This is a genomic window from Flammeovirga sp. AWQ4_249, from assembly GCF_056161045.1.
In genome coordinates this window covers 1-25,977 of sequence record NZ_JBSWYJ010000005.1, presented here as the reverse complement: position 1 = coordinate 25,977, position 25,977 = coordinate 1, and the positions used below count along the sequence as shown (strand labels likewise).

The window sequence follows — 25,977 nt, the reverse complement described above, 5'->3', positions numbered from 1 at the left end:
CTTATTTATTTGTAAAGAAATCTGTTCTAAAGATTTCATTCCAATTTATACGATTAAAATGCCTTTGTTGATTACGGTCTGTATATAATAAAAAGGCATCTCTTGGTATTTCTTCAGCACCTAAGCTTTCAAGGTGAGGAGTATGCATTTGACAATCAATAATTTCATATTCCATTTCAATGAGATTTTTGCAAAGCATAATAAATCCATATTTGGATGCATTGCTTTTTTTTGAAAACATTGATTCCCCAAAAAAGGCTTTACCCATTGCTCCGCCATATAAACCACCTACTAATTCTTCACCTTCCCAAACTTCCACTGAATGCATAAAACCAATTTTATGTAATTGATTATATGCTTCTTCCATCTCATCTGTAATCCATGTTCCACCTTGATCAGGTCTGTATATTTCTTTACATGCTTGTATAACACCAGCAAAATTTTGATCAAATGTAACTTTGAAAGTTTCTCTACGCAGTAATTGTCTCATACTTTTAGAAACTTTTATATTTTCTGGGAATAAAACACAACGAGGATCAGGAGACCACCATAGCAGTGGGTCTTCGGGATTGAACCAAGGAAAAACACCGCTTGCGTAGGCTTCTATTATTCTTTTAGGGGTTAAATCACCACCTACAGCTAAAATTCCACTTTCATCTGTTAATCTCGCAGGGGGGAATTGAACGCTATCTTCTTCTAATTGAAATATTGGCATTCTAAAACTTGGTCTTTTTTATTAAATAAAGCAGAAAGATAATAAAATTATAACTGCTCAGCTATTAAAATAAGGTAATATTCATTCATGGAAGTATATGCACTGATTGGTGTAGCGAAAATCTGAATTTTCTTTCTTTCACTAGTATCAGGGTTATATGCTTCAATATGTTTAACTGTATGAGGAAGGTTTGTTTCCTTTGCAAGAATCATTGGATGTTGATCCTGAGGAATTTCCACATCAGTATCTTCTATATATATTTTACGAATATCTAATAAGTCCTCTTCAGAAGTTGGTAAAGTACCTTTTCCTAAAAGATCTTTAGCTTTATGGTTTAAATATATTGGAATAGTTTCAGCATCAGCTACCATTACACCAACTTGAGCATGTTCAAATGTATTGAAGAACCCTTGTAATTTTTCATTAGAATTTGATTCTTCCTCACCTTCATGATGTTCTTGATTTTGATATTTTGCCAATTGTTCTTTTGCCCAACGTAATTCTTGAAGTTGTGCATGATAACGTTGAGTCGCTTGTTCTTCTGTTTCTGCCTCAGTTCCCTCATGGATAATTTCTTTATCAAAAGATAAATTATATTCCATAAATAACTCTTGCCAAGCGGCAGGGACATCTCTTTCTAATTCACTACTAATACCTTGACTTTCATATTCTAAATGTTTTACAAATTTAGATAAAGGCTTTTTGATCCAGTAAGACATAGAAGAACTTTGAACAAAGAAGAAAATAGTTAATAAAACGATTCCTGCTACTGTTAAAGGTAATGATTGTACACCAATATTCATCCAAAGTTTTAACTCAGGAATACATAAAACAATTGATCTATCTAATTTACTATTAGGTTTTAATCGAATTAAAAACCACTTCCCAATAGTTTGTTTACTATGAAAATTTAATTTTTTAAAATCAGCATTTAATTCATTTGGAATGCTATTTACATCTGATCTATTTAAAATAGATTTTTCACTTCCATCTGTAATCCAATACAATGCAGATCCATGATCATTTAAGTAATACACATCTAACATGGTCATTTTATATAGACCGATACCATCTTTTTTTACTTGATCAATGGCTTTTTCAATTTCTTTAGAAGCCGTTGCATAATGATCTAATGCTTTAGAATTTAATAAAACCTGAATAAGATGTTCTTTTTGTTCTTTTACATCAAAGTAAATCTTAGCACCACAAGCACCCAACAATAAAAACAATGACAGTAGATAGAATATCACTGCTTTCATCTGAACTTTAGAAAAAATGGTATTAAGTTGTGTATTCATTTATTTCGAATTTTGTTCTATTCTTTGTTGCTTTGAAAGACGGTTAAGTCTTACCTCATAAGGAAGGGGTCTTCCATTCTCAATATGATTTAATAGCAATTCAGAAAAATAAGGACCTAATGATACTCCTTTTGCACCCAATCCATTAAATATATGAATATTTTTATGATTTTCATGAGTGCCAATAAAAGGTCTACGATCAAATGTAGCCGGCCTTATCCCAGACCAATGTGATAAAATTTCATACTCGTCATCAACCAAAGGATCAACTTTCTCTAATAATTGTCGTTTACCTTTTGCTGTAGGAGATTCCATTTCTTCCACTCTTTCATAAGTAGCTCCAAGTTTGCAAGTACCTTCATCATCAATAGGAAGGATAAAACCATTTCTATTAATGATATGTTTGAAACGTGCATTTTTGAATTTTATCAATAACAATTCACCTTTCACCGGTCTAAAGTCTAACGCTGTAAAGAAAGGATTATTTTCTACTTTATTACCTTCAGCAAAAATAATATGGTTTGCAACGATATTTTTGTAAATGATTTGATCATTCTTGACCTCTAAGTCTTCAAAGACAAATTCTTCTTCTATAATATTATTTTGATTTTGAGCTTTAAATGCGTCAAGTAAAATAGGAATATCTACATATCCACTGCGTTCTACTTCCATGCCACCATATGTATTATCAATATATTCACTATAGAATCCATCTTTAACAAAACCTTTTACATAAGTATTATATTTTGGATCTGCACTAGCCGCAATCCAATCTGTTTGCTTTTCTTGTGAATCGAAAGGAAAATAAAAGGGGATAGGTTGAAAAGATTTAACATTGTATTTTTTATCAAAGGCAGGGTAAAATTCTTCAACTTTATTAAACAAAAGATCACACAGCCATGTCTTTACCATTTTTCTTCCTGTAATAGGATTGTAAAGCCCACCTGCTACTCTAGAAGAATTTTTTGTAACACCATTATCTATGATTTTAAAAGAATTGCCTCTTTCTGCTATCGTCTCAGCAATTACAGTTCCAGCTAAACCTTGCCCTACAATTAAATAATCAACCTTTTCTTGCATATAATCGTTCAAATTAAAATAGTAATTACAAATATCTTATTCTATTTATAAAAAATATAATTTACATAAAACTAAATCTCTAATAAAAGTTGATAGGCTTTTCTTAATTTTTAGTTATTTTCATTTAATTTTTTAATTAAAACTAATAAATCATGCGCTTACTACTTATTCTGAATCTTTATTTTTTCATCACTTTTGGCCTTTACGCCCAAGAACAGGTTTTAGATGAAACAAAATTAATTTTGGCTGATAATTATTACATTAAAGCAAAATCAGATTACGAAATCAAAAATTATAAATCCTCTTTATCTTTTTTTTCAAAAGCATATGCTATCAATAATAATAATTCAGATTATGCATATGGAGTAGCTACTTCATTTTATGAGTTTAATGAATATGATAGTGCTCTAGTTTATATTTTAAAAGCAATTGAACTTGAACCAAAACAACCTGATTATCATTTAAGGGCAGGGAATATTTATTTTAAAAAAAGAGATTATGCTAAAGCTATTTCAAATTATAATATCACACTAAATAACCTAAGTGAAGAGTATCCCATAAATATTTTAAGTTGTTATTATAATTTGGCTGTAAGTCATTATTATTTAAAAAATTATACTGAATCAATAAGTGCTCTTACTGAAGTAATCAAAGAGGATAATGAAGATTATAATGCTATTCATCTTAGAGGAGTGAGTTATTTTCGCTTAAATGAAAAAACGAAAGGGTGTCAGGACCTTCAAAAAGCATACTCATTAGGTAACCTTAAATCAAAAGAATATTTAGATAAATACTGTAATACAAACAATTAAGGATTTCATTATTTTTTAGTAACAGTAGAATGACCTAGATAAAGTATAATTTCTTTATTTTTGTATGAAATTTTTATGTTCTGTTTCTCAATCAGAACAAATTGAATAGAAAGAATAATGATAAAAGTACATACATTCACATTTAGTCCGTTCCAAGAAAATACTTATATAGTATGGGATGAGACAAATGAAGCAATCATTGTAGATCCAGGTTGTTATGATGCCTATGAAGAACAAGCATTAAAAACATTCGTGGAAGAGAAAAATTTAAAAGTTGTAAAGATTGTCAATACACATTGTCATTTAGACCATGTATTTGGAAATAAATTTTGCCAAGATACATTTGGTGTGAAATTATATATACCAAAAGGAGAAATTGAAGTATTAGCATCAGGATTAGCCTCTGCAACAAAATACGGTATTCCAAATTTTGTAGTTTCAACTCATGATGAACTTTTAGAAAGTGGAGGTGAAATATCTTTTGGTGATTCAAAACTAAAAATCTTATACGCCCCAGGTCATTCACCAGGCCATTTAGTTTTTTATAATGAAAATCAAAATATTGCTTTAGGTGGAGATGTATTGTTTAAGGAATCAATCGGTAGAACAGATTTACCGGGTGGAGATCATCAAACTCTTTTAGAAAATATTAAAAATGTGATGTACTCATTACCTGATGAAACGACAGTTTACCCAGGTCATGGTCCATCTACGACTATCGGTCATGAAAAAAGATTTAATCCATTTGTAAGAGGATAATATGAATATTAAAAAACATATTCCAAATGCAATTACTTGTAGCAATTTATTAAGTGGTTGTTTGGGTGTAACTTTTTGTTTTGAAGGAGATCTAGTTTTAGGTGCTGCAATGATTTTAGTAGGAGCAACCTTTGATTTCTTCGATGGTTTTGCAGCGCGAATGTTAAAAGTATCTTCTCCTGTTGGAGCTGAATTAGATTCATTAGCTGATATGGTAACTTTTGGGTTTCTTCCTTCCGTTATCTTATATCAACTTTTGATAGAGGTAGAAATGCAAGCAGATACGCATTATACCTATTTACCATATATAGCTTTTTTAATTGCTGCATTTTCTGCAGTTCGTTTAGCAAACTTCAATGTAGACGAAAGACAATCAGATGGTTTTATTGGAATTCCAACACCTGCTACAGCATTAGTTATTGGGTCTCTTCCATTAATTCTGAAATATTATCCAGAATTTGAAGGAATTATTTTGAATAAATACCTCCTAATAAGCATTACTTTGGTCATGTCATATTTGATGAATGCAGAGCTACCACTTGTTTCTTTAAAGTTTAAGAACTTTGGATGGAAAGGAAATGAACCAAGATTTATTTTAATTGGTGTTAGTGTACTTTTATTAATAGTTTTAAAAGTAGCAGCATTACCATTAATTGTTTTAACTCAAGTAATTGTCTCTTTAGTCTTTCGGAAGAAATAACTAAAGAAGCTATAGAAATTAAAAGGATAGAAATTAGATTTTATCCTTTTTTTATTTTTTGCTAATCCACTATTTATTTTAGAAATTCAACTATTACTTTCAAGCAAACTTATGAGATATTTTTCCATTTTACTTAGTGTTTTATTAAGTCTTGTACTTTTTTATTTCAATATAAATTTACATACAGAACATACCTCAAAACAGGAAACGCAAAGTGATATATTATTGCAATTAAATTTTCTCGAAGATCAATTACATAATAAAAACCTAGGAATGGAGATGCAAAATCTATTTCCAGAAGGAGAGGTTTTTACCAATGTATTATACGGATTATCATGGTGTGAACTTGCAATGAGTGATCCTGAAAACGATTCTCTAAAGAATAAAGCAATTAAAGAAGCTCTTTTTGCTTATAATACAATTGATCAAAAGAAAGTGAAAAGTATTTTCCCAAGTTTTTTAAAACCAGATCATGGTGCTTTTTATAGCGGTTGGAGAAATTATCTTTTGTCTAAAATATTATTATTAGATACTACATTTACAAATGCAGGTCAGTATATAGAAAAGTACAAAATGCAATCTCAAGACATTGCAAATACTTATGACTCTTCTAGAGTTACCTATCTTGAATCATATGCCATGCAAACATGGCCAGCTGATAACTTTATTGCTATTGGTTCATTGGCAAATTATGATAAATTGTTCCCTTCCAAATACAATCATGTGATAAAAAAATGGATGGAGAAGGTGAAAAGTGAATTAGATCCCGAGACAATGATGATTCCTCATGCTGCTGAATTTCATCCTGATGGAGGTATTTCCTATGAAATTATGACTAGAGGTTCATCAACAACATTAATCTTAAGAATGCTTATTGATATTGATCCTTACTTTGGGAAAGAACAATATGAGCTTTTTAAAGAAAATTTTGTTGAAACTACTTTTGGCCTACCTTCAGTAAGGGAGTTTCCTAAAGGTATTTCAGCTTTTGGAGATATTGATTCAGGCCCTGTATTTTTTGGTGTTGGTTCTGCAGCAACAATTGTAAGTATAGGTACATTTGCAGCATATGGTGATTATGACAAATTTTTAAATCAATACAAAACAATAAATGCATTTGGTTTTACTACTATAACAGAAGATCAAAAAATGTACTTGGATGGTATTTTACCAATTGCAGATGCTTTTATTGCTTGGGGTAGAGCTTCAGCATTAAACTTTTCTGAAAATGAATATGAGCATGAATATTCATATGGATATAAATTCCATATTTATTCTTTAATTATTCTAGTATTAATATGGGGATATCAGCTTAAATTTAATTTAAATTTCAAAAGAAAAGACTACTAATCCTCTTTTTTCAACTTTGGAACTTTATCTCTAAAAATTTGATATTTTTTGTATCCATACCAAAATTCTTCAGAGCCTACTTTTAATACTGTTAAAGTAGGTATGGCGAATATCATTCCTACAACTCCTCCTAAAGCTGAACCAACAAATACTGCAAGAAATATAGCAAGAGGGTGCATTTTTACACTTCGAGAAAAAATAATTGGCTGAACGACGACATTATCTACCAATTGTACAATACCAAATACCGAAAGCACTTTTATAATCAAGAATATATAATCAGAAAGGTCAAGTAAAGAGGGGTCTGTAAGTACTCCCACAAGTACACCAAATGATCCGCCAATAAAAGGTCCTAGGTAAGGTATTAAATTGGCAACAGCAGCAAATACAGCGATGGTAATAGCATATTCAATGTTAGCTATCTTTAAACCAATAGTTGCAATTGAAAAAATACTTAACATCTGAAGGAATAAACCTAATAAATAACTTGAAAGTAGTTTTTCTGTTTTAATAATAGCTGAAATTGAAACTTCGAAATATTTATTAGGAATTAATACAATTAGTTGTCTCCTTAATAGTGAAGGGTCATACAGGAAGAAAAATGTAATAAAAAGTACGGCCATTGTACCTACAAAGAAATTACCAGTCAATGCGATTAATCCATTGACAAAAGTTCTAATTTGGTCACTTTCGACCATTGTAGATATTCGTTCAGTAAGTTGTTGAATTAAAAATCCATCTTCTGCTTCTGGAAGTATATATTTTTGAATAAGATTTTCAATACTATATAATGGACCTTCAACAACCATTATAAGTTCTTGTGTATTCTTTTGAGTTAATACCTCCAGTTGACTTTTAATCAGAGGATAAAAGAGAAATACAAAAAGACCAATGATGCAAAAAAGTATGATAAATGAACAGAAAACGGCTAATGCTCTAGGGAATTTATAACCAAAGGCATGGAGGTTAGCAATATAGTTTGTTGGAGTTTGAAGTATAGAAGATATAATCAAAGATATAATAATGTATGCAATTATATCCTGTAATTGAACTGACAGCCAACCTAAACATGCTACTATAGCTATTACTAAAAATAAATTAGTAAAAGACCTAAAGTATTTAGCTACTGAGGCGATTGATTTTAATGAATTATTAAACTTGTCAGATTCCATATTAAGTTTTTGTACTGCAAAAAATGTCTCTTACAATATATGAATATTGCTGAGATCTGTTCCGTAACTTAAAAATATAAAAAAGACTCCTACTTATTGTAAAGTAAGAGTCTTTTTTTGCTTTGAAAAAATGATCTTAGTAAGATAAATCGTTATCTAATGGTTCACTTTTGAATTCATTGCTGTAGCTTTCTTCGTGATTGTACTCTTGTTCAGGTAAAAGATCGTTCTTCACCTTATCAACGCACTCACCTAAAGCGTCTACAAATTTTTCAAAATCCTCTTTGTATAAGAAAATTTTGTGCTTTTCGAATACAGGTTGATCATCTTTAAAACGTTTTTTACTTTCCGTTATGGTTAAGTAATAGTCGTTTGAACGAGTTGCTTTGACATCAAAGAAGTATGTACGCTTTCCAGCGCGAACTTTCCTTGAAAAGATTTCTTCTCTTCTCTCTTCCACAGTCCTAATCTTTTAGTTTATTTCTGATCCTAATTTTTATATAACATTTCTATTATCCAAATAGAATTGAAAAAAAATGCATTTTTATCTCTGATTATTGCTAAAATTGAGGAAAAGCTGAAAATAATTGTAAGTTTACCTATGATTTTTTAGAACATTCAAAGAAAAAATAATGTCAGTAAAAAGACTTTTTGCCATCGGATTTGTAATTTTTTTAATTCTACCTAATAGTATTTATGCTCAAACTATCACAAAAATTGGTTATTCAGAAATAGGAAAGGCATCCTATTACCCAGATGATAGGAATAATATCATCACGCAGGGAGGATATAAGTTTAATAAAGATTCATTGTATGCTGCTCATCAATTTTTTCCTTTTGGAAGTATAGTGAAAGTTAGAAATGTAGATAATGGTAAAATAATTAAACTTAAGATTGTTGATCGTCCTTACACTAAAAATAGAATCCTTGATATGACCTATGTTGCTGCACAAAGGATTGATATTATAGGTAAAGGGAATGTCGATATTGAGGTAACACTTTTAGATACACCGCAAACACTAGCGGAAAAAAAGAAAAATAAAAAAGAAAAGGTTAAAGTTGAAATTGAATCACTTAAAATTTACCCTTCTAAATTTAGTCAAGTTGGAACATATCTATTAAAAGGAGAAGTAGTCCATATGCAAGGTTTTGGAATACAACTTGCTAGTTCAACAGATCTAAATTATATTCTTAATGAAGGTAAGTTGATCAATGAAAATTATCTTATTAATGGTATTTTTGTTCAGACTGGATGGTCAAATGACCAAAAAGTATTTCGTCTTCTGATAGGCAACTTCAACGATAAAGAAAAAGCAGCACCATTGTTGCAACTATTTAAAAATAATGGGTGTGATGTATGCTTTATTAGAAAACACCTAAACAAATAATTGATTTTTTATAATGAACCTAAAAAAGATTTTGTTATTATTCTTAAGTCTAATAACAATTAATACTCTCTACGGACAAACAAAAGTTGGTGACAAAAAGAAAGGTCAGTCTTCTTACTATGCTAATAAATTTCATGGTAGAAAAACAGCAAATGGTGAGAGGTTTAATATGTATGCCTATACTTGTGCACATAGAAAATTACCTTTTGATACTTATTTAAAAGTAACAAATTTGAAAAATGGTAAATGGGTGGTAGTAAGAGTGAATGATAGAGGACCATTCAAATCAAATCGTATTCTTGATTTATCAAAAGCTGCGGCTGTGAAGATTGATATGATTGAAGATGGAATTGCAAATGTTGAAATTGAAATTTTAGCTACAAATGGCCAGGGAACTAAAATAAAAGAAGGAACATCAGGAAGTTCAAACGATGCAATAAGTTCTAAAGATGTAAAAAAAGAAAAGAAAAAGTCTAAAAATTCTTCTTCTAAATCATCAACAACTACATCAAATGCAAAAGTGGGAACATATGGAGCTCCTGGAACTTACAGTATTTGGGGAACGCCAAAAACGATTAAAAATGGATTTGGAGTCCAATTAGCTTCTTATTCAGATTTATCTAAAGCAAAAGAAGCCGGAAAAAAAGCCAATAAAAAAGGATTGATAGAAATTTACATTCAAGCTGGATATCATAATAGTAAACCTATTTATCGCTTGTTATATGGTGATTATTCTGAGACTCAAGCAAAAAAAATAGTAAAAAAAGCAAAATCTAAAGGATATAAGGGTGCCTTTGTCAAAAAGCATTTGTAACTTATAAAGGTTATTAATCAAAGATCACTTTCATAGATCTAACTACTTTACAATTTCACTCAAAGAACTGATGTTGCAAGAAATCTCTTTTGATACAATTCGTCAATACGGTAATATTGAACTTTTAGCAAAGCAAATGGTTGAAGGTTTTATTACAGGTCTACATAAATCGCCATATCATGGTTTTTCAGTAGAATTTGCCGAACATAATTTATATAACCCAGGTGAAAGTACACGGCATATTGATTGGAAAGTTTATGCGCGAACTGATAAACTTTTCACAAAAAGATATGAAGAGGAAACCAACCTTAGAGCAATGATTGTCTTAGATCGTTCTCCTTCTATGTATTATCCTGATAAGACATTTGATAAGATGGCCTTTAGTACAATGGCTGCAGCTTCGTTGGGGTATATGTTGCAAAAACAAAGAGATGCTGTTGGTTTATGTACTTTTTCTGATGATTTAGAAGAAATGACGCAAGTAAAGTCGACCAGAACACATCTTCATCAGATATTTGTGAAACTTCAACAAATGTTGGAAAAACCTCCACCACAAAAGGGAACACATATTGCAAAAGTACTTCACCAAGTAGCAGAAACAATTCATAAAAGGTCTTTAGTGATTATTTTCTCTGATATGATGGGGCAGATGGGAAATAGAGATGAAATGTTTGCAGCATTACAACATCTAAAACACAATAACCATGAAGTTTTATTGTTCCATGTTGCCGATCATAGTACGGAATTGCAACTGGAATTTCCTGAACGACCTATGGTATTTGTTGATGTAGAATCAGGTCAAAAAGAAAAATTAAGACCTTCTCAAGTCAGGGAACAATATCAGAATACTATTCAAGAACTATATCATGATTTAAATGTCAAATGCGGACAGTATAAAATTGATTATGTTGAAGTAGATAGTAAAAAAGATATTGATCAAGTGATTATACCTTATATGCTCAAAAGGCAAAGAATGAGATAGTTATTAAAATGAAAAGGAACAAGACTTCAATTATTAAGACTTGTTCCTTTTTTAATATATGTCATCTTTGTAATTCTATTTTCATTTTCTTTGAAAAATGATGTAATTGCGCTTCTTTAAAGAAACAGAATAATTAAAAAATAAATGGCAAAGCAAAAACCTAGTGTACCAAAAGGTACTAGAGATTTTGGACCAGAACAAATGGCCAAGAGGACATATATTTTAGAAACAATCAAAGATGTTTATAAAAAATATGGCTTTCAAAACCTGGAGACTCCAACAATGGAAAATTTATCCGTTTTAACAGGTAAATATGGAGACGAAGGTGATCAGCTTTTATTTAAAATCGTCAATTCAGGGGATTATTTAAAGAAAGTAAATGCTGAAGATCTTGAAAAAGGAGCAAAGCATATGTTGCCAAAAATCTCTGATAAAGGACTTAGATACGACTTAACTGTACCTTTTGCTAGATATGTAGTAATGAATCAAGGTACTTTAAGTTTTCCATTCAAAAGATATCAGGTTCAACCTGTATGGAGAGCAGATAGACCTCAAAGAGGTAGATATAGAGAATTTTATCAATGTGATGCTGATGTTGTAGGAACAGATTCATTATTGTGTGAAGCTGAAATTCTTGCAATGATGGGTGAAGCATTAAATAATTTACAAATTACGGATCACACCATTAAGCTTAATAACCGAAAAGTTTTAACAGGTATTGCAGAAGCAATTGGTGAAAATGGTAAGGAGTCTGAATTATGTGTGGCCATTGATAAATTAGATAAAATTGGTGTTGAAAAGGTTAACCTTGAATTAGTTGAACAAAGAGGTTTCACACAAGAAGCAGTTGATCAACTGACACCAATTTATGAAATAAGTGGCTCAACTGAAGAGAGAATTGCCAAAATGAAAGCATTCTTATCTTCTTCTGAAGTAGGTTTAAAAGGACTTCAAGAATTAGAAGAAGTCTTTAACTATACTCAAAAAATGGGTGTGGGTACTGATAAAGTTGAGTTTGATGTAACACTAGCAAGAGGACTTTCCTATTACACAGGTGCAATTTTTGAAGTGAAAGTTAATAACGCAAAAATGGGATCCATCAGTGGAGGAGGTCGATATGATAACTTAACTGGAGTTTTCGGTCTTGAAGGAATGTCTGGCGTAGGTTTTTCTTTTGGAGTGGATAGAATCTATGATGTATTAGAAGAATTAGATTTATACCCTTCATCTGCAGTTGAAACAACAAAAGTAATGTTGACTAATTTTGATAATCAAGGAAGAGATTACTCTTTACCTTTACTTCAGAAATTACGTATCGCAGGTATTAGTGCAGAATTGTACCCAGATAATGCGAAAATGAAAAAACAAATGAACTTCGCAAATAGAAAAGGTATCGCTTATGTAGTTCTTGCCTGGGAAGATGAAATGGCTCAGGGAAAATATTCATTAAAAAATATGAATACAGGAGAGCAGCAAATGTTAACTGCAGACGAAATTGTAAACCAATTGAAAGATTAATAAGGTTACAATTTTAAATATATTAAGCACAATAGGTCTAATATCTATTGTGCTTTTTTTTGTGATAGTCGGTTTTTATATCCATATAATTGGTTTTTATAAGTTTTAGGAAGCTAATGAACGTTTAATCATGAATATAATCTCTTTAAAATATTTATGGTTATCACAGATTATTTGAAATATATAATCCTACATGTCATTATTTTTCTTTCTCTATCATCATTTGGACAATCTAATTTAGATACACTGACTTTCAAAAATGGTGATAAGATGATTGGAGAAATAAAATCCTTTTCCAAAGGTGTTTTTACAATTAAAACTGATTACAGTAAATCAGATTTTAAGGTAGAATGGTTGGAAGTTGATAAGGTAAACTCTGGCACACATTTCCTTGTAACTGTAGAAGGAGGGCGTCATTATTTTGGTAGACTTGAAAATTATAGTAGAGACAGCTTAATTATTTATAATAAGAATAATCATAAGGTGGTGAGTTATGATGATTTAGTCTACTTACAAGAACAAGGAAAAGATTTGTCAAAAAAATTGCAAGGAAGTTTTGATATGGGCTTTAGTTATACAAAAGCTAATAACTACAGTCAATTAACTTCCTCAGCTGATTTAAAATACACCAATAACTTTTATATATCTCAATTAAAAATCAATAATCTATTTTCAAAACAAGATAGTGCTGATGATATTAAAAGAAATGAAGCCTCTGTTAATTTTCAATATCTTCTAAAAAAAGATTATTACTTTCTTCTTAATAATGACTTCTTAAATAATTCAGAACAGTCAATTGATCTTCGATATACACTTGAAGCGGGTGTGGGTAAATATTTCTTCCATACAAATAAATTTAATCTTGGTACTTCATTGGGTATGAACTACTTGAATGAGAAATTTATGAATGAACTTGATGTTCAGGAATCAGCAGAGGCCTTCGTTGGTATTGATTTGGATATTTTTGATATGGGAGATATTGATTTAGATATCTCACTAATAACTTACAAAAGTTTAAACATTGATGGACGTTGGAGGGAAGATTTGGATGCTAGTTTAAAGTATGATTTACCACTCAATTTTTATATTAAAGTAGGGTTCAGTCTCGATTATGATAATAAACCAGCCGAAATAGGAAAAGATTTAGATTTCGTCATTACTACGAGTTTTGGTTGGAATAATAAATAAAAAGGATAGAACTCGAGAATTCTATCCTTTTTATTTATCTAATAGGACCAATCGCCTTTTTCAATTTCAAGAATTGCATGAACAACTAAGTCTATCATTGCAACTACATCTACCGGGTGTGCCATTTCGGTAGTTTGATGTAAATATCTCATAGGTACACTTAAAGCTCCTGCAATAGAACCATTTTTAGGCATTCGTTGAATGTTAGCAGTGTCCGTTCCACCAAATGGAAGAACCTCAGGTTGAGCTGGAATTTCCTTTTGCTCAGCAACTTTTTCTAGATGCTCTACCATTCTGCGATCACATATTGTACCGCCATCAAAATGCTTAATACCAGCACCTTTACCCATAGAAGTTACATAATCTTTTGGTGCTAATCCAGGTATATCATTAGCAACAGTAACATCTAATGCAATACCAAAATCAGGTGAAACACCATGACCAGCAACTTGAGCACCTCTTAAGCCAACTTCTTCTTGAACTGTAAATACACCGTACACATCAACGGGAGTATCTTGATTTTGAAGAGTTTTCATAATCTCTACCAATGCATAAACACAAACTCTGTCGTCTAATGATTTACCATTAATAAGATCACCAACCGTATCCATTTCTTGCCATCTTGTAATTGAATCGCCAATTTTCACATGCTTTTCAATTTCTTCTTTAGATAAACCGCAATCTATAAAATACTCTTCGTTAGTTACGACTTTAGTTCTTTCTGCAGCACTCATTGAGTGAATAGGTTTACACCCCATAACTCCCAATAAATCTTTTTTACCATGTACTTTAACTCTTAAAGAAGTTAAAGTTTTTGGGTCAAAACCTCCTAAAGTTTGAAAACGTATATAGCCATTGTCGTCTATGTGCTTCACCATAAAACCAATCTCATCCATGTGAGCTGCTAACATAAATTTCTTAGCATTTTCTTTGGAAGATTTCTTTATGGTAATGAGGTTTCCCATATTGTCAACATAATATTCATCAACAATATCTTTTAAAGTGTCAATTAATAAATGTCTTACTTTCTTCTCAAAACCAGGAGCTCCTGCTGTTTCACTGATATTTTTTAATAATGGGAGATCTATTCTTTCTAAACTCATATTTGTACTAATATATTTTCTGATACCAAAGCAGAAACAATTTTTTGTTCTCTGCTATTGATGATTATTTCTAATGATTTATCAAATTCTATTTTATCTGAAACTTCTATTTCTGTTCCAATACCAATACCTACTTTATCAAGGTATTGTAATAAACTACTATTTCCATCTTTTACTGCGACAACTGTAGCCTTTTGACTTACAGGTAAATCACAAAGAGATGTAGCTTCTAAATTACTAAATTCACCATTTTTGTCAGGAATTGGATCACCATGAGGATCATATTTAGGGTAGCCTAAGAACTTGTCAAGTCGCTCAATCATTCTAAGAGATTGAATATGTTCGAGTTGTTCAGCCACTTCATGAACTTCGTCCCAATTGAAATTAAGTTTCTCTAATAAGAAAACTTCCCAAAGTCGATGTTTTCTGATGACTAATAATGCGGCTTTTTTTCCTTCTTCTGTTAAAGATGTCCCTTTATATTTTTGATAATGAATTACCCCTTTATTGTTGAGCTTCTTTATCATATCTGTCACTGAAGCAGCTTTCGTGCTTAATTTTTCAGCAATAGCATTTGTATTTACTGGAGTATCTTTTTCAGATAAGTGATATATAGTTTTTAAATAGTTTTCTTCGGAATGACTAAACATTATATGTGTGCTATATATTATTATTTCTGCGATTTGCAAGTAAATAGTTAAGGTGGGAAAATCATAATTTTTAAAGAGAAGATTTTATCTTAAAACTTTATAAAATAACAAACAAGTGTTCCAGATACACGTATTTACTAATATTAGCAAACTATTTAATATACAAATTATGGGATTTGATTCAAGTGCAGTAAAAGTTTTAGAAAACAATAGACGTGAAATTAAGCAAGTTCAAACAGGACGTTTTCCATCTAAAGACTATTTAACGAAAGCCGGAAAACCTATGAAATTTAAACAGGGAACTAATGAGCAAAAAAGGAAATTTGAATCTTCTTTGGAGACATATAAGATGACAAGTAGAATTGAATTATTTGCTTTTTGGGCATTAGGAATCTTTGGTGTTACATTTTTAATGGCGTTAATCTTTACGGCTTAAAATGTTAAGCAATTTTTCTTCTTCTGTACTCCAAAAAGCTGAAGGAACTATATTTCTTTTAGATTTTTCTATCTTTTCTAGATAGTCATATAATTTTGGAACTGAAAAATTATTAAAATCTATGAACATATTATTGGAGTAGGATTGTAAGAAATTTTCCCATTTTGAATTATGCTGAATAAGCATTGGAATACCCATTGCTAGGCATTCATACATTTTAGTTGGAATACAGTTTTTAGTTGAATCATTTAACGGATAAGGCAATGCAATACATGTTGAGTTTTGCATTGCTTTTATTATTTCTAAGTGGGGGACAAATTCATTAATCCCAATTAATTCAACATTTGAAGAATCAGAAATAACATTTAGCTTTTGAAGGACATCATCTTCATAAGCTTTACCAATAATTAAAAATTTAATGTTTAGTTTATTCTTGCAACTATTTAAATCTGAAATAAAATTTATAAAATTGATTACACCAAAGCTTTTTGTCAATGTTCCACAAAAGGTAATTATGATTTCCTGATCTGTTTTCCTTGAAGTCTGTTTTAATAGGGGTGCATACTTATTTTCAAGAACAGTTGATTTATACTTAGGTAGTCTTTTTTCATTTAAATAGGTTTTTTCTGCTAAAAATATATGATTCAAAAAAGGGTATGATAGATTTTCAATCATTTTAGCCACAATTGACAGAAGGTATTTCTTATAAGGTGAATAGTAATATTGAGCAATGAAATTTAAAGGGTAATTTTCTAAAATATCATAATATAATTTTACACTTCTATTTTTCCATTTATAGAGTAAAATAATAGGTAATAATTCAATGGTATGAATAATTATTTTATCTGGTTTTTCTACTAAAAGTAAATGATAAAAGAGTCTACTCACATTTAAGCGAGTAGACTCTTTTTTATATGGCTTAAATCTAATATTAGACTCAAGAATATCATTTGACTTCAAATTAGATTGACTTCCAAAGATGACAACCTCAACATTTGATAGTTTTGCAATGGATCTTCCAAACTTCTCATAAACCCTAGTATCATTAACGGGTTTAAGAACTGAAGCTAAGATGATTTTTTCCATTGATTATAATTATTTTACTAATGGTGATAAAAATGCCATAGTATCCACATTATCTGCATAAGTTGAAACTGAAGGGAATTGAGCTTGTCCAAAATCTTCAGAATCTGCTAACCATTGTCCATCAGTAACAATACACTGTATTTTATCCTCAGCAGCAGCTAATTTTAATTTAAGATCTTTTCCATTTTCATATGTTTCATAGAATAACACTGAAATAGGAGAAACCATTTCCTCAGATTCCGCTAAAATTAATCCACCATTATCTAAGTGCTCAACTTTATTTACTAAATAAATTGATTTATTATAATCGTAATTGTTGGCATATTTATGATTAATGATTGTTTCTTTAGCACGATTTTCCAAAGCTTTCATTAAAACTTTAAAATCATAACCTTTAGGAGCATATACTTTAGAAATATTTCTACATCCTAAACCATAATATAAGAAGATGTCATCTGCTAATTTTGATAAAGTTTCTTCTGATTCATCACCTCTGATTACTGCAATCGAAGATCTATTATGACGAATAATATTAGGGTATTTATTAAAATATTTCACGAAATATCTAGTGCTATTATCAGAACCAGTAGCAATTACTTTATCTATATCCTTAACAGGAGCATCTAAAATCTCTATGAAATCATTAAATTTTGGTTCAATTTCTTTTAACCAATTAAACAGGATAGTCATCAAGAAAGTATCTTGTGAACTAAGTTTAGCCATTAATATGTGGCCTGAAATCAAAATGCTTAAAGCATCATGAAAACCAACAGCAGGAATATTACCAGCCATAACAACTAAAACCTTCTTTGGAGTTTCTTCTTCTGAAGTTTCATATGAGCTTGTCCACTCATTTAAGACCTCTTCAGATAACATTTTCTCGATACCAGTAAGTGCGTTGTTTACCGATAACTCATCGAACCAACCGTTGTCATCATTTGCTCTACGAGTTAGAGAAGCTTTAGTGTCATTGTCTAAAGTTCTTAGTTTATCTCCCAATGCTACAAAAGCATTTATTCTTTCTTGCAACTTCATTTTTCCTCTGTTAATCTAAAAACAGTGCAAAAAAAGTAGGAATAATGTGAGTTTACAAGAAAATTGTTTTAAAAGTCCGTTAAAGCGAAAGAAATAATGTTTGCACCCATCTGTAATGCCTTCATTCGGACCTCTTCAGGATCATTATGTATTGAAGAGTCTTCCCAACCGTTACCTAAATCAGATTCGTAACTATAAAAACAAATTAACCTACCTTCATAAAATATACCAAACCCTTGAGCTGGTTTGCCATCATGTTCATGAATTTTCGGTAGTCCATTTGGGAAGCTGTAAGTTTGATGATAAATAGGGTGATCGTGAGGAATCTCAACAAAATCTAATTCAGGAAATACCTTTTTCATTTCTAATCGAATAAATTTATCAAGCCCGTAGTTGTCGTCAATATGTAAAAAACCTCCACTTACTAAATAATTTCTGAGGTTTTCTACATCAGAATCTGAAAAGACTACATTTCCGTGTCCAGTAAGATAGATATAACTATAATCAAAAAGTTCAGCACTACCAATTTCTACAATTTCATCATCTACATCAATACTAGTGCCTAAATGATCGTTACAATATTCTGCTAAATTAGGTAAAGCAGTTTTGTTAGCATACCAATCACCTCCACCTGTATATTTAACTTTGGCTATTTTTAAGGAATATCTATTGTTATTTTGAGCATTAGATATAATAGGTACTAAAAATAATAGGAGTATAGTTATATATTTCTTCATTTGTAAAGCTATATCGATAATAAAATAAGGTTTTAAAAAGTGAACCTAGACTATCTTAATATACTAAAATTATGTCAAAAAAGCATAATTACAGTCATTAAATTATTTTAAGTCGACCATGTTTAATATTTGTGCAGAGACAATTCCTGCTGTTTCTGTTCTTAATCTTTCTTTACCTAAACTAACCCAATCAAATCCTTTTTCTTTTGCTTTATTTGCTTCTTCCTCAGAAAAACCACCCTCAGGCCCAATGAGTACGAGTATATCTTTTCTAATATGTATTTTCTGGAATAAGTTTTCAGTAGTTTCAGTTGGAACGTAGGCAATGAACTTTTGATCAAATTGTACTTCCAAAAAGTCTTCAAATTTTGGGATTATTGTCAGCTTTGGCATCCAAAATTTTCGTGATTGCTTCATTGCAGAAATTGCAATTCTTTCTAGTCTATCTAGTTTTAATTGTTTTCTTTCTGAGTGTTTAGAATAAAAGAATGTAATAGAAGATACACCTATCTCTATGGCTTTTTCTAAAAAGAATTCTATCCTATCCATATTTTTGGTGGGTGCAATACCAATATGTACATGAGGAGAATTTTGATGCATCTGTTCGATTTCTTTAATCGTAACTATACATTTTTTTTGATGGGCATCTTTAATTGCACATAAATAACGATGACCTTTTCCATCCATAATATGTAATTCATCATCATTTTTCATCCTTAATACCTTAACTATATGTTTAGAATCTTCTGATGATAATGTTACATACTCCTGGTTTGGAGTGATTTCTTGGTGGTAAAAAAGTCTCATAATTATATTTTTCAGTCTTTATTCTTCTAAATAATTGCAAAAATACATCAGATTTCGCTTTATTTCTTATTTTTCTTGATTATTTATCTAAAATACTTTCTTAGTATTGTTTGATTTTGTAATTTTGCAAGCCAAATCACATTGAAGGTGAAGAAGAAAAACGCATATACTATAACAATTGGTGGCCTAGGTAATGGTAAACATCAATTTGAAATCGAGTTGAATAAAGAACTTTTAGATTTATTTGAATCTGAATTGATGGAAAATATATCTGGAAAGGCGATATTGCAACTTGTTAAAAGTGAAACACAGATCGATGTAGATCTTTCACTAAATGCAAAGGTAGTGTTGTTAAGTGATAGGAGCTTAAAAGAATTTGATTATACATTAGAGGAAACTCAAAAGGTATATTTTAAATTTTCTGATAAGTTTGAAATGTTAGAAGATGATTTATTCAAAATACCTTTTAACGAATCAGATTTAGATTTTGCTCAAATTATTTATGATTTAATAGCAGTATCATTACCTTCTAAACGTTTACATCCAGAGGAGGATGAAGATGATGAGTTTTATTACTCATCATACGAAGAAGAAGATGTAGACGAAATTGAGGAGGACAACAATGAGGAAGAAGAAGAGAAATCGACTGACCCTCGTTGGGATATTTTGAAAAAACTCAAATGATATATATTTAAGAATTAAAAATGGCACATCCTAAGTCGAGAATTTCGAAAGCTTCGAGAGGTAAGCGTAGAACGCACCTTAAGATGGATAAACCTACAATCTCTTTTTGCCAATCAACTGGTGAAGCACACGTAAGACACCGTGCTTTCTGGTCTGACGGTAAAATGTATTATCGTGGCCAAGTGGTTATCGATAACTCTGTAGATGTAGACGAAACTGCTGAGTAGTTTTAAACTGCACAGAATCAAGCCAATCCTAAAAATAGGGTTGGCTTTTTTTTATACTTTATATGGATTTTCAAAGAGTTCATTATCTTTGCCTTTTGAAATTTGATTTTGACAAATAGTTGATCTCAAAAAAAGCAAAGAATTACCGATATTACTATGGCAATAAAAGCAGCAATTAAAGGAGTTGGAGGATACGTTCCTGATTATGTTCTTACAAATAAAGAACTAGAGACAATGGTTGACACAAATGATCAATGGATTCTAGAAAGGACAGGGATATCAGAAAGGCGTATTCTTAAGGGTGAAAATATGGGTACTTCCTATATGGGCATTCAAGCTGTAAAACAGTTATTAGAAAAAACTAACACAGACCCGAAAGATGTTGACTTGATTATATGTGCAACTGTAACTCCGGATATGTTCTTTCCAGCTACAGCAAATATTATTGCAAAAGGCGTAGGAGCAGATAATTCATTTAGTTATGATTTAGGAGCTGCATGTTCCGGATTTTTATATGCTTTAAGTACAGGGTCGCAGTTTATAGAAACTGGAAAATATAAAAAAGTTGTCGTTGTTGGTGCTGATAAAATGTCTAGTATTGTAGACTATACTGATCGTACAACATGTGTTCTTTTTGGTGATGGTGCTGGAGCAGTATTATTAGAACCAACAGAAGAAGATAATGGTGTGATGGATTTTGTATTAAAAACAGACGGTGTAGGAGAGGAATATCTAAACATGAAAGCAGGTGGATCAAGAATGCCAGCTTCTCATGAAACAATAGACAATAAATTACACTATATCTTCCAAGCAGGAATGCATGTATTTAAATATGCTGTTGTTTCCATGGCTGATGTAGCTGCAGAAATTATGGAACGTAACAAGTTAACAGGAGATGATATCGCTTATTTAGTTCCACACCAAGCAAACAAAAGAATCATTGATGCTACGGCTCATCGTATGAACGTTGGGGATGATAAAGTCATGATGAACATCAATAAATACGGTAATACTACTGCTGCAACCATCCCATTATGTCTTTTAGATTATGAAAATAAGTTAAAAAAAGGCGATAATCTTGTTCTAGCGGCCTTTGGAGGCGGTTTTACTTGGGGATCGGCATTTATTAAGTGGTCTTACTAAGAATAATTTGTATTTTTGCGTTCGGATTTTACCAATTCAACGAATTAATACGTTAAGTAGTAGAAAATTTAAAGTATATATAATGGCATCTACAGCTGATTTTAAAAACGGTTTATGTATTGAATTCAATAATGATATTTTTCAAATTATCGAATTCCAACATGTAAAACCAGGTAAAGGTCCTGCTTTTGTACGTACGAAATTAAAAAGTATTCGTACAGGTAAAGTAATTGATAATACTTTCACAGCAGGTCACAAAGTTACAACTGCTCGTATCGAAAGAAGACAACACCAGTATTCTTACGAAGATGATTTGGGTTTCCACTTTATGGATACTTCAACTTGGGAAGAAGTTGCCTTACCAGGTGAACAGGTACCTAACAACGACTTATTGCAAGACGGAATGAATGTTGATATTCTTTTCCATGCAGAAGTTGAAGAAGTAGTAGGTTGTGAATTAGCTCAATTCGTAGAGTTAGAAGTTACTTATACAGAACCAGGTATTAAAGGAGATACAGCTACAAATACATTGAAACCAGCTACAGTTGAGACAGGTGCTCAAATTATGGTTCCTTTATTTGTAAACACTGGCGATGTAATCAAAGTGAATACACAAGACCGTTCTTATTCAGAACGAGTTAAAAAATAAAAATTAGTATTTAATCGAATAGGTTTGGGGAGTGTAGACTTCCATTGTTCCTCAGACACACACACTATCACATTATGAAAGCACCAGAGGTAAAAGATCTGATTAGCTTTATTGCAGGTTCAGGCTTGCAAGAAGTAAATGTAGAAACTGCAGAAATCAAACTTCACATTAAACGCAATGTTGACGCTTCTGCATCAGTACAAGCGGTTGCTCCAGCAGCACCAGTTTTAGCGGCAGCTCCAGTTGCTCCATTAGCAGCAGCTCCAGCAGCAGAATTACCAGCTTCAACTCCAGCTCCAGTAGCTGAAGCAGCACCTGCAGCAGCTCCGGCTTCAGCAGCAGATACTGCAAACTATATCGAAATCAAGTCTCCAATGATTGGAACATTCTATACAGCACCTAATCCTGATTCTGACATGTTCGTTAATGTTGGCGATTCAGTGAAGAAAGGTGACGTAGTTTGTATCATTGAAGCTATGAAGTTATTTAACGAAATCGAATCTGAAGTATCAGGTAAAATCGTTAAAATCTTAGTAGATAACATGTCTCCAGTTGAATACGATCAACCATTATTCTTAGTAGATCCATCTTAATTTATAGTTAGATCAACTATTAAATTAATTTCCAACTATAACTAAGGACGTATCGTGTTTAAAAAAATATTAATTGCAAATAGAGGAGAAATCGCTCTACGTGTGATCCGTACTTGTAATGAGATGGGGATCAAAACTGTAGCGGTTTACTCTACTGCAGATAAAGACAGTTTACATGTTCGTTTTGCTGATGAAGCAGTATGTATCGGACCAGCTCCATCTACTGATTCTTATTTAAGTATTCCAAATATCATGGCGGCAGCTGAAATCACTAATTGTGATGCTATCCACCCTGGTTACGGTTTCTTATCAGAAAACGCTCAATTCTCAGCAATTTGTGCTGAAAACAACATTAAATTTATTGGTGCTTCTGCCGACATGATCAACAAAATGGGTGATAAGGCGACAGCAAAAGCAACAATGAAAGATGCAGGTGTTCCAACTATTCCTGGTTCTGAAGGTCTTTTAGACTCAGTAGAGCAAGGTTTGGAAATTGCTGAAAAAATTAAATACCCAGTTATCTTAAAAGCAACTGCAGGTGGTGGCGGTCGTGGTATGCGTATCGTTAACGGACCAGATGAATTCCATAAAGCTTGGGATTCAGCACGTCAAGAATCAGCTGCTGCTTTCGGTAACGATGGTATGTATCTTGAGAAGTTCGTAGTAGAACCTCGTCACGTTGAGATTCAAATTATTGGCGATAGTCATGGTAATGCATGTCACTTATCAGAAAGAGACTGCTCGATTCAAAGACGTCACCAAAAATTAACAGAAGAAGTTCCTTCACCAGCTTTATCTCCTGAATTAAGAGAGAAGATGGGACAAGCTGCAATTGCAGGTGCTAAGAAAATTAGCTACGAAGGTGCGGGTACTGTAGAATTCCTTGTTGATAAATATGGTGATTTCTATTTCATGGAAATGAACACTCGTATTCAAGTTGAGCACCCAGTAACTGAACAAGTAACTGGTTTTGACTTAATCAGAGAGCAAATTAAAGTAGCTGCAGGCGAGAAAATTTCAGGAAAAAACTATACTCCTCAAGCTCATTCAATTGAATGTAGAATTAACGCTGAAGATCCTGCAATGGATTTTAGACCTTCTCCAGGTAAAATCACAAATCTTCACGTACCAGGTGGTCCAGGTGTAAGAGTAGATACTCATGTTTACTCAGGTTATGCTATTCCTCCAAACTACGATTCAATGATTGCTAAATTAATTGTTACTGCGGAAACAAGAGAAGAAGCTATTAAAAGAATGAAGAGAGCTTTACAAGAGTTCGTTATTGAAGGAATTAAAACAACAATTCCTTTCCACTTAAGACTTATGGATAACAAAGTTTACCAATCAGGTGACTTTAACACAGGTTTTATGGATGAATTTACTTACGAAACTTTAGTATAAGGTTACGTAAATAATATATATCATGATTAAGGAAGTCAGAAATGACTTCCTTTTTTTATGTTCTATCTATTTTGGTTGAAATTAAACATATACTTGAAATTTTTATAATTTAATAAAATATTAATAAGAAGATCTTAAAATAATCTTATCATAGAAAATATTTTTTATAAATTGAAGTAAATATCCATCTGTATATTATATTTACATCATATATTTATTTAAATTTCCATAAATATTAACATTTGCTATAACAGATATATAGACAATTAATTATTAAACATTTGAATAGTATTAGATTAAAAAAAAATAATAAAAATGAAATAAGTGTAGTTAATTCTTATTCAATTAAATTTTTATTAGAAGGGTATAAATCTTATTTGCTTAAAGGAATTGAAGAAAAATCTGAAGAAAATACGGTATTTAAAGCACAATCTCAGTTTAAGAAGTTTCTTGAATATTCAATTTCTTTTCGAGAAGGTCATTTATCTCTTCAGACTTTTATTCATTATTCAAATTACCTACAGCAATTAGTTGATAATGAAGAAATATCCTCTTCTCAAAAAGCTCTTAGGAGAATGTATGCTAGGCGTATTAACTTATCAAATGGCAAGGAGGGATATTTAGTTTGGCTTCATAAGAATGCTTATAGGATTGTTTCATCTAATAAAGATAAAGTATTAGCTAAAAATTGGTCTAAAGACTTTGAGGATTGGTTAAAACTACAATCAAAATTAACTCGAAATACAGATTATAGTAAAGTAATATCAAATATTGTTGGAATGTACCTCAGATGGTTAAAGAAGTCAGACTATAATGAAATATCAGCTTTATCCGTTAATGTATATCTAAGGGAACAAGCTCATTTAAAAATTTCAACTTTAAATCTATATTTGAAAGCAATAAAAAGGTTTGCATCATTTTTTGAATTAAGTTCAGATCATCCTAATAGGCATTCTATTTCACAAGAAATCCAGACTTTGAAAAAGTTTGAGGATTCTATTCAAACGGTAAATAGGATAGGGTTAGGTAAAAAAGATATTCAATCTCTATATGAAAATTCAAATGACAAACAGAAACTAATTCTTCATCTGGGTTTAAAAATGGGTTTAAGGGGAAGTTCAATGCTTAATCTGTCAGTAAAGGATATAAATTTTGTAACAAAAAAAATGGCAGTTTGGTTAAAAGGGAAGAACAATAGAGAATATTTTCCTATACCACCAGAGCTAGTAAGCTTTTTAAAAGATTATATTTCAGGGCATCACCTTTTAGAAAATGATAAATTATTAAATTATAGATCTACCGCAATAAGTAGTTTGTCAAAATATTTTTCAGATTTTTTGAAAACTAATAATTTAAAAGAAATAGAGAAAGAAGGAGAGGTATATACAATAAGTCTTCATAATTTGAGACATACATTTGCCTATAATTCATTAGACAAATTTGGATTATTGACTACTTCTAAATTATTAGGACATGCTTCAACTCAAATAACAGAGCAGTATTATTTACAAGATAAAGTAAGAGATATATTTAATAATCTATATGATTATGATGAAGAATGGAGAGTATAAAATAAACGCTGTCCGTAATTTTTAAATTTTATATATTGAAAATTATGGCAAAGCAATCACAAAAAGAGAGTGCTGAGTT

At 31.1% G+C, this 25,977-nt stretch carries 28 protein-coding genes; 17 read left to right on the top strand and 11 right to left on the bottom strand.

What is annotated here, in order from left to right; translation table 11 throughout:
• Position 1: 1 nt before the first annotated feature.
• Genes aat through ACXAHM_RS06000 form a run of 3 tightly spaced genes read right to left on the bottom strand, consistent with a single transcriptional unit; the run spans position 2 to position 3,093 of the window.
• Entirely contained in the window at positions 2-715 is a 714-nt protein-coding gene (gene aat, locus ACXAHM_RS06010) for a leucyl/phenylalanyl-tRNA--protein transferase (RefSeq protein ID WP_474959508.1), read from the bottom strand.
• A gap of 47 nt (positions 716-762) precedes the next feature.
• Positions 763-2,013, bottom strand: a complete 1,251-nt coding sequence (locus ACXAHM_RS06005) for a PAS domain-containing protein (RefSeq protein ID WP_474959507.1) — start codon at positions 2,011-2,013, stop codon at positions 763-765.
• The gene (locus ACXAHM_RS06000) at positions 2,014-3,093 is read right to left on the bottom strand and encodes an NAD(P)/FAD-dependent oxidoreductase (protein WP_474959506.1); all 1,080 of its coding nucleotides are present in this window, start codon (positions 3,091-3,093) and stop codon (positions 2,014-2,016) included.
• 152 nt (positions 3,094-3,245) lie between these two features.
• On the opposite strand from ACXAHM_RS06000, the gene ACXAHM_RS05995 reads away from it, so the two are divergent.
• The 4 genes from ACXAHM_RS05995 (at position 3,246) to ACXAHM_RS05980 (ending at position 6,714) form a co-directional block, all read left to right on the top strand.
• A complete protein-coding gene (locus tag ACXAHM_RS05995; RefSeq protein WP_474959505.1) occupies positions 3,246-3,905 on the top strand; it encodes a tetratricopeptide repeat protein in 660 nt (219 codons plus the stop codon).
• Positions 3,906-4,022: 117 nt separating this feature from the next.
• Positions 4,023-4,664, top strand: a complete 642-nt coding sequence (locus tag ACXAHM_RS05990) for an MBL fold metallo-hydrolase (protein WP_474959504.1) — start codon at positions 4,023-4,025, stop codon at positions 4,662-4,664.
• A gap of 1 nt (position 4,665) precedes the next feature.
• On the top strand, positions 4,666-5,364 hold the full coding sequence (gene pssA, locus ACXAHM_RS05985) for a CDP-diacylglycerol--serine O-phosphatidyltransferase (RefSeq protein ID WP_474959503.1): 699 nt from the start codon (positions 4,666-4,668) through the stop codon (positions 5,362-5,364).
• A gap of 279 nt (positions 5,365-5,643) precedes the next feature.
• The gene (locus ACXAHM_RS05980; protein WP_474959502.1) at positions 5,644-6,714 is read left to right on the top strand and encodes a hypothetical protein; all 1,071 of its coding nucleotides are present in this window, start codon (positions 5,644-5,646) and stop codon (positions 6,712-6,714) included.
• Here the strand turns inward: ACXAHM_RS05980 and ACXAHM_RS05975 are convergent.
• Both ACXAHM_RS05975 and ACXAHM_RS05970 read right to left on the bottom strand, forming a co-directional pair.
• A complete protein-coding gene (locus ACXAHM_RS05975; protein WP_474959501.1) occupies positions 6,711-7,886 on the bottom strand; it encodes an AI-2E family transporter in 1,176 nt (391 codons plus the stop codon). The two genes, ACXAHM_RS05980 and ACXAHM_RS05975, sit on opposite strands and share 4 nt — an antisense overlap.
• A gap of 136 nt (positions 7,887-8,022) precedes the next feature.
• On the bottom strand, positions 8,023-8,346 hold the full coding sequence (locus ACXAHM_RS05970) for a DUF3276 family protein (RefSeq protein WP_474959500.1): 324 nt from the start codon (positions 8,344-8,346) through the stop codon (positions 8,023-8,025).
• Positions 8,347-8,518: 172 nt separating this feature from the next.
• On the opposite strand from ACXAHM_RS05970, the gene ACXAHM_RS05965 reads away from it, so the two are divergent.
• From ACXAHM_RS05965 to ACXAHM_RS05945, 5 genes are all read left to right on the top strand, one after another.
• Positions 8,519-9,274, top strand: coding sequence for a septal ring lytic transglycosylase RlpA family protein (locus tag ACXAHM_RS05965; protein WP_474959499.1), 756 nt, complete (start codon positions 8,519-8,521; stop codon positions 9,272-9,274).
• A gap of 13 nt (positions 9,275-9,287) precedes the next feature.
• Positions 9,288-10,088 (top strand): septal ring lytic transglycosylase RlpA family protein, encoded by an 801-nt coding sequence (locus tag ACXAHM_RS05960; RefSeq protein WP_474959498.1) that lies wholly within the window; start codon positions 9,288-9,290, stop codon positions 10,086-10,088.
• Positions 10,089-10,158: 70 nt separating this feature from the next.
• Positions 10,159-11,070: a DUF58 domain-containing protein gene (locus tag ACXAHM_RS05955; protein WP_474959497.1), complete on the top strand. Its 912-nt coding sequence runs from the start codon at positions 10,159-10,161 to the stop codon at positions 11,068-11,070.
• Positions 11,071-11,214: 144 nt separating this feature from the next.
• Complete coding sequence (hisS, locus tag ACXAHM_RS05950; protein ID WP_474959496.1) at positions 11,215-12,588, top strand: histidine--tRNA ligase; 1,374 nt, start codon at positions 11,215-11,217, stop codon at positions 12,586-12,588.
• A gap of 174 nt (positions 12,589-12,762) precedes the next feature.
• Positions 12,763-13,776: a DUF481 domain-containing protein gene (locus ACXAHM_RS05945; protein WP_474959495.1), complete on the top strand. Its 1,014-nt coding sequence runs from the start codon at positions 12,763-12,765 to the stop codon at positions 13,774-13,776.
• Between the two features lie 38 nt (positions 13,777-13,814).
• Here the strand turns inward: ACXAHM_RS05945 and ACXAHM_RS05940 are convergent, their stop codons facing one another.
• Both ACXAHM_RS05940 and ACXAHM_RS05935 read right to left on the bottom strand, forming a co-directional pair.
• Positions 13,815-14,879, bottom strand: coding sequence for a M42 family metallopeptidase (locus ACXAHM_RS05940; protein ID WP_474959494.1), 1,065 nt, complete (start codon positions 14,877-14,879; stop codon positions 13,815-13,817).
• The gene (locus ACXAHM_RS05935; protein ID WP_474959493.1) at positions 14,876-15,529 is read right to left on the bottom strand and encodes a metal-dependent transcriptional regulator; all 654 of its coding nucleotides are present in this window, start codon (positions 15,527-15,529) and stop codon (positions 14,876-14,878) included. The genes ACXAHM_RS05940 and ACXAHM_RS05935 overlap by 4 nt, the downstream gene beginning before the upstream one ends.
• Positions 15,530-15,698: 169 nt before the next feature.
• On the opposite strand from ACXAHM_RS05935, the gene ACXAHM_RS05930 reads away from it, so the two are divergent.
• Positions 15,699-15,965, top strand: coding sequence for a hypothetical protein (locus ACXAHM_RS05930; protein WP_474959492.1), 267 nt, complete (start codon positions 15,699-15,701; stop codon positions 15,963-15,965).
• Here ACXAHM_RS05930 and ACXAHM_RS05925 read toward each other — a convergent pair.
• The 4 genes from ACXAHM_RS05925 to ACXAHM_RS05910 form a co-directional block, all read right to left on the bottom strand.
• Positions 15,948-17,051 carry a glycosyltransferase family protein gene (locus tag ACXAHM_RS05925; RefSeq protein WP_474959491.1) on the bottom strand — a complete coding sequence of 368 codons (1,104 nt, stop codon included), beginning with the start codon at positions 17,049-17,051 and terminating at the stop codon, positions 15,948-15,950. The two genes, ACXAHM_RS05930 and ACXAHM_RS05925, sit on opposite strands and share 18 nt — an antisense overlap.
• 9 nt (positions 17,052-17,060) lie before the next feature.
• On the bottom strand, positions 17,061-18,086 hold the full coding sequence (locus ACXAHM_RS05920; protein WP_474959490.1) for an acyl-CoA reductase: 1,026 nt from the start codon (positions 18,084-18,086) through the stop codon (positions 17,061-17,063).
• Positions 18,087-18,154: 68 nt separating this feature from the next.
• Positions 18,155-18,823 (bottom strand): DUF4159 domain-containing protein, encoded by a 669-nt coding sequence (locus ACXAHM_RS05915; protein WP_474959489.1) that lies wholly within the window; start codon positions 18,821-18,823, stop codon positions 18,155-18,157.
• 102 nt (positions 18,824-18,925) lie between these two features.
• Entirely contained in the window at positions 18,926-19,630 is a 705-nt protein-coding gene (locus tag ACXAHM_RS05910) for a 16S rRNA (uracil(1498)-N(3))-methyltransferase (protein ID WP_474959488.1), read from the bottom strand.
• A 147-nt stretch (positions 19,631-19,777) separates the two neighbouring features.
• Here ACXAHM_RS05910 and ACXAHM_RS05905 point away from each other — a divergent pair, with 147 nt between their 5' ends.
• From ACXAHM_RS05905 to ACXAHM_RS05875, 7 genes are all read left to right on the top strand, one after another.
• Positions 19,778-20,314: a YceD family protein gene (locus ACXAHM_RS05905; RefSeq protein ID WP_474959487.1), complete on the top strand. Its 537-nt coding sequence runs from the start codon at positions 19,778-19,780 to the stop codon at positions 20,312-20,314.
• 20 nt (positions 20,315-20,334) lie between these two features.
• Positions 20,335-20,541 carry a 50S ribosomal protein L32 gene (gene rpmF, locus ACXAHM_RS05900; protein WP_044203678.1) on the top strand — a complete coding sequence of 69 codons (207 nt, stop codon included), beginning with the start codon at positions 20,335-20,337 and terminating at the stop codon, positions 20,539-20,541.
• A 156-nt stretch (positions 20,542-20,697) separates the two neighbouring features.
• Positions 20,698-21,684: a beta-ketoacyl-ACP synthase III gene (locus tag ACXAHM_RS05895; protein WP_474959486.1), complete on the top strand. Its 987-nt coding sequence runs from the start codon at positions 20,698-20,700 to the stop codon at positions 21,682-21,684.
• A gap of 82 nt (positions 21,685-21,766) precedes the next feature.
• Positions 21,767-22,333, top strand: coding sequence for an elongation factor P (efp, locus tag ACXAHM_RS05890; RefSeq protein ID WP_474959485.1), 567 nt, complete (start codon positions 21,767-21,769; stop codon positions 22,331-22,333).
• Between the two features lie 74 nt (positions 22,334-22,407).
• A complete protein-coding gene (gene accB / locus ACXAHM_RS05885; protein ID WP_474959484.1) occupies positions 22,408-22,926 on the top strand; it encodes an acetyl-CoA carboxylase biotin carboxyl carrier protein in 519 nt (172 codons plus the stop codon).
• Between the two features lie 54 nt (positions 22,927-22,980).
• On the top strand, positions 22,981-24,327 hold the full coding sequence (gene accC / locus ACXAHM_RS05880; protein WP_474959483.1) for an acetyl-CoA carboxylase biotin carboxylase subunit: 1,347 nt from the start codon (positions 22,981-22,983) through the stop codon (positions 24,325-24,327).
• A gap of 377 nt (positions 24,328-24,704) precedes the next feature.
• Complete coding sequence (locus tag ACXAHM_RS05875; protein ID WP_474959482.1) at positions 24,705-25,898, top strand: tyrosine-type recombinase/integrase; 1,194 nt, start codon at positions 24,705-24,707, stop codon at positions 25,896-25,898.
• Positions 25,899-25,977: the final 79 nt, after the last annotated feature.

What these genes read in the sequence shown, in the direction of transcription:
- aat (WP_474959508.1), bottom strand. Translation starts at nt 715, where the DNA reads ATGCCAATATTTCAATTAGAAGAAGATAGCGTTCAATTCCCCCCTGCG.
- ACXAHM_RS06005 (WP_474959507.1), bottom strand. Translation starts at nt 2,013, where the DNA reads ATGAATACACAACTTAATACCATTTTTTCTAAAGTTCAGATGAAAGCA.
- ACXAHM_RS06000 (WP_474959506.1), bottom strand. Translation starts at nt 3,093, where the DNA reads ATGCAAGAAAAGGTTGATTATTTAATTGTAGGGCAAGGTTTAGCTGGA.
- ACXAHM_RS05995 (WP_474959505.1), top strand. Translation starts at nt 3,246, where the DNA reads ATGCGCTTACTACTTATTCTGAATCTTTATTTTTTCATCACTTTTGGC.
- ACXAHM_RS05990 (WP_474959504.1), top strand. Translation starts at nt 4,023, where the DNA reads ATGATAAAAGTACATACATTCACATTTAGTCCGTTCCAAGAAAATACT.
- pssA (WP_474959503.1), top strand. Translation starts at nt 4,666, where the DNA reads ATGAATATTAAAAAACATATTCCAAATGCAATTACTTGTAGCAATTTA.
- ACXAHM_RS05980 (WP_474959502.1), top strand. Translation starts at nt 5,644, where the DNA reads ATGCAAAATCTATTTCCAGAAGGAGAGGTTTTTACCAATGTATTATAC.
- ACXAHM_RS05975 (WP_474959501.1), bottom strand. Translation starts at nt 7,886, where the DNA reads ATGGAATCTGACAAGTTTAATAATTCATTAAAATCAATCGCCTCAGTA.
- ACXAHM_RS05965 (WP_474959499.1), top strand. Translation starts at nt 8,519, where the DNA reads ATGTCAGTAAAAAGACTTTTTGCCATCGGATTTGTAATTTTTTTAATT.
- ACXAHM_RS05960 (WP_474959498.1), top strand. Translation starts at nt 9,288, where the DNA reads ATGAACCTAAAAAAGATTTTGTTATTATTCTTAAGTCTAATAACAATT.
- ACXAHM_RS05955 (WP_474959497.1), top strand. Translation starts at nt 10,159, where the DNA reads ATGTTGCAAGAAATCTCTTTTGATACAATTCGTCAATACGGTAATATT.
- hisS (WP_474959496.1), top strand. Translation starts at nt 11,215, where the DNA reads ATGGCAAAGCAAAAACCTAGTGTACCAAAAGGTACTAGAGATTTTGGA.
- ACXAHM_RS05940 (WP_474959494.1), bottom strand. Translation starts at nt 14,879, where the DNA reads ATGAGTTTAGAAAGAATAGATCTCCCATTATTAAAAAATATCAGTGAA.
- ACXAHM_RS05935 (WP_474959493.1), bottom strand. Translation starts at nt 15,529, where the DNA reads ATGTTTAGTCATTCCGAAGAAAACTATTTAAAAACTATATATCACTTA.
- ACXAHM_RS05930 (WP_474959492.1), top strand. Translation starts at nt 15,699, where the DNA reads ATGGGATTTGATTCAAGTGCAGTAAAAGTTTTAGAAAACAATAGACGT.
- ACXAHM_RS05925 (WP_474959491.1), bottom strand. Translation starts at nt 17,051, where the DNA reads ATGGAAAAAATCATCTTAGCTTCAGTTCTTAAACCCGTTAATGATACT.
- ACXAHM_RS05920 (WP_474959490.1), bottom strand. Translation starts at nt 18,086, where the DNA reads ATGAAGTTGCAAGAAAGAATAAATGCTTTTGTAGCATTGGGAGATAAA.
- ACXAHM_RS05915 (WP_474959489.1), bottom strand. Translation starts at nt 18,823, where the DNA reads ATGAAGAAATATATAACTATACTCCTATTATTTTTAGTACCTATTATA.
- ACXAHM_RS05910 (WP_474959488.1), bottom strand. Translation starts at nt 19,630, where the DNA reads ATGAGACTTTTTTACCACCAAGAAATCACTCCAAACCAGGAGTATGTA.
- rpmF (WP_044203678.1), top strand. Translation starts at nt 20,335, where the DNA reads ATGGCACATCCTAAGTCGAGAATTTCGAAAGCTTCGAGAGGTAAGCGT.
- ACXAHM_RS05895 (WP_474959486.1), top strand. Translation starts at nt 20,698, where the DNA reads ATGGCAATAAAAGCAGCAATTAAAGGAGTTGGAGGATACGTTCCTGAT.
- efp (WP_474959485.1), top strand. Translation starts at nt 21,767, where the DNA reads ATGGCATCTACAGCTGATTTTAAAAACGGTTTATGTATTGAATTCAAT.
- accB (WP_474959484.1), top strand. Translation starts at nt 22,408, where the DNA reads ATGAAAGCACCAGAGGTAAAAGATCTGATTAGCTTTATTGCAGGTTCA.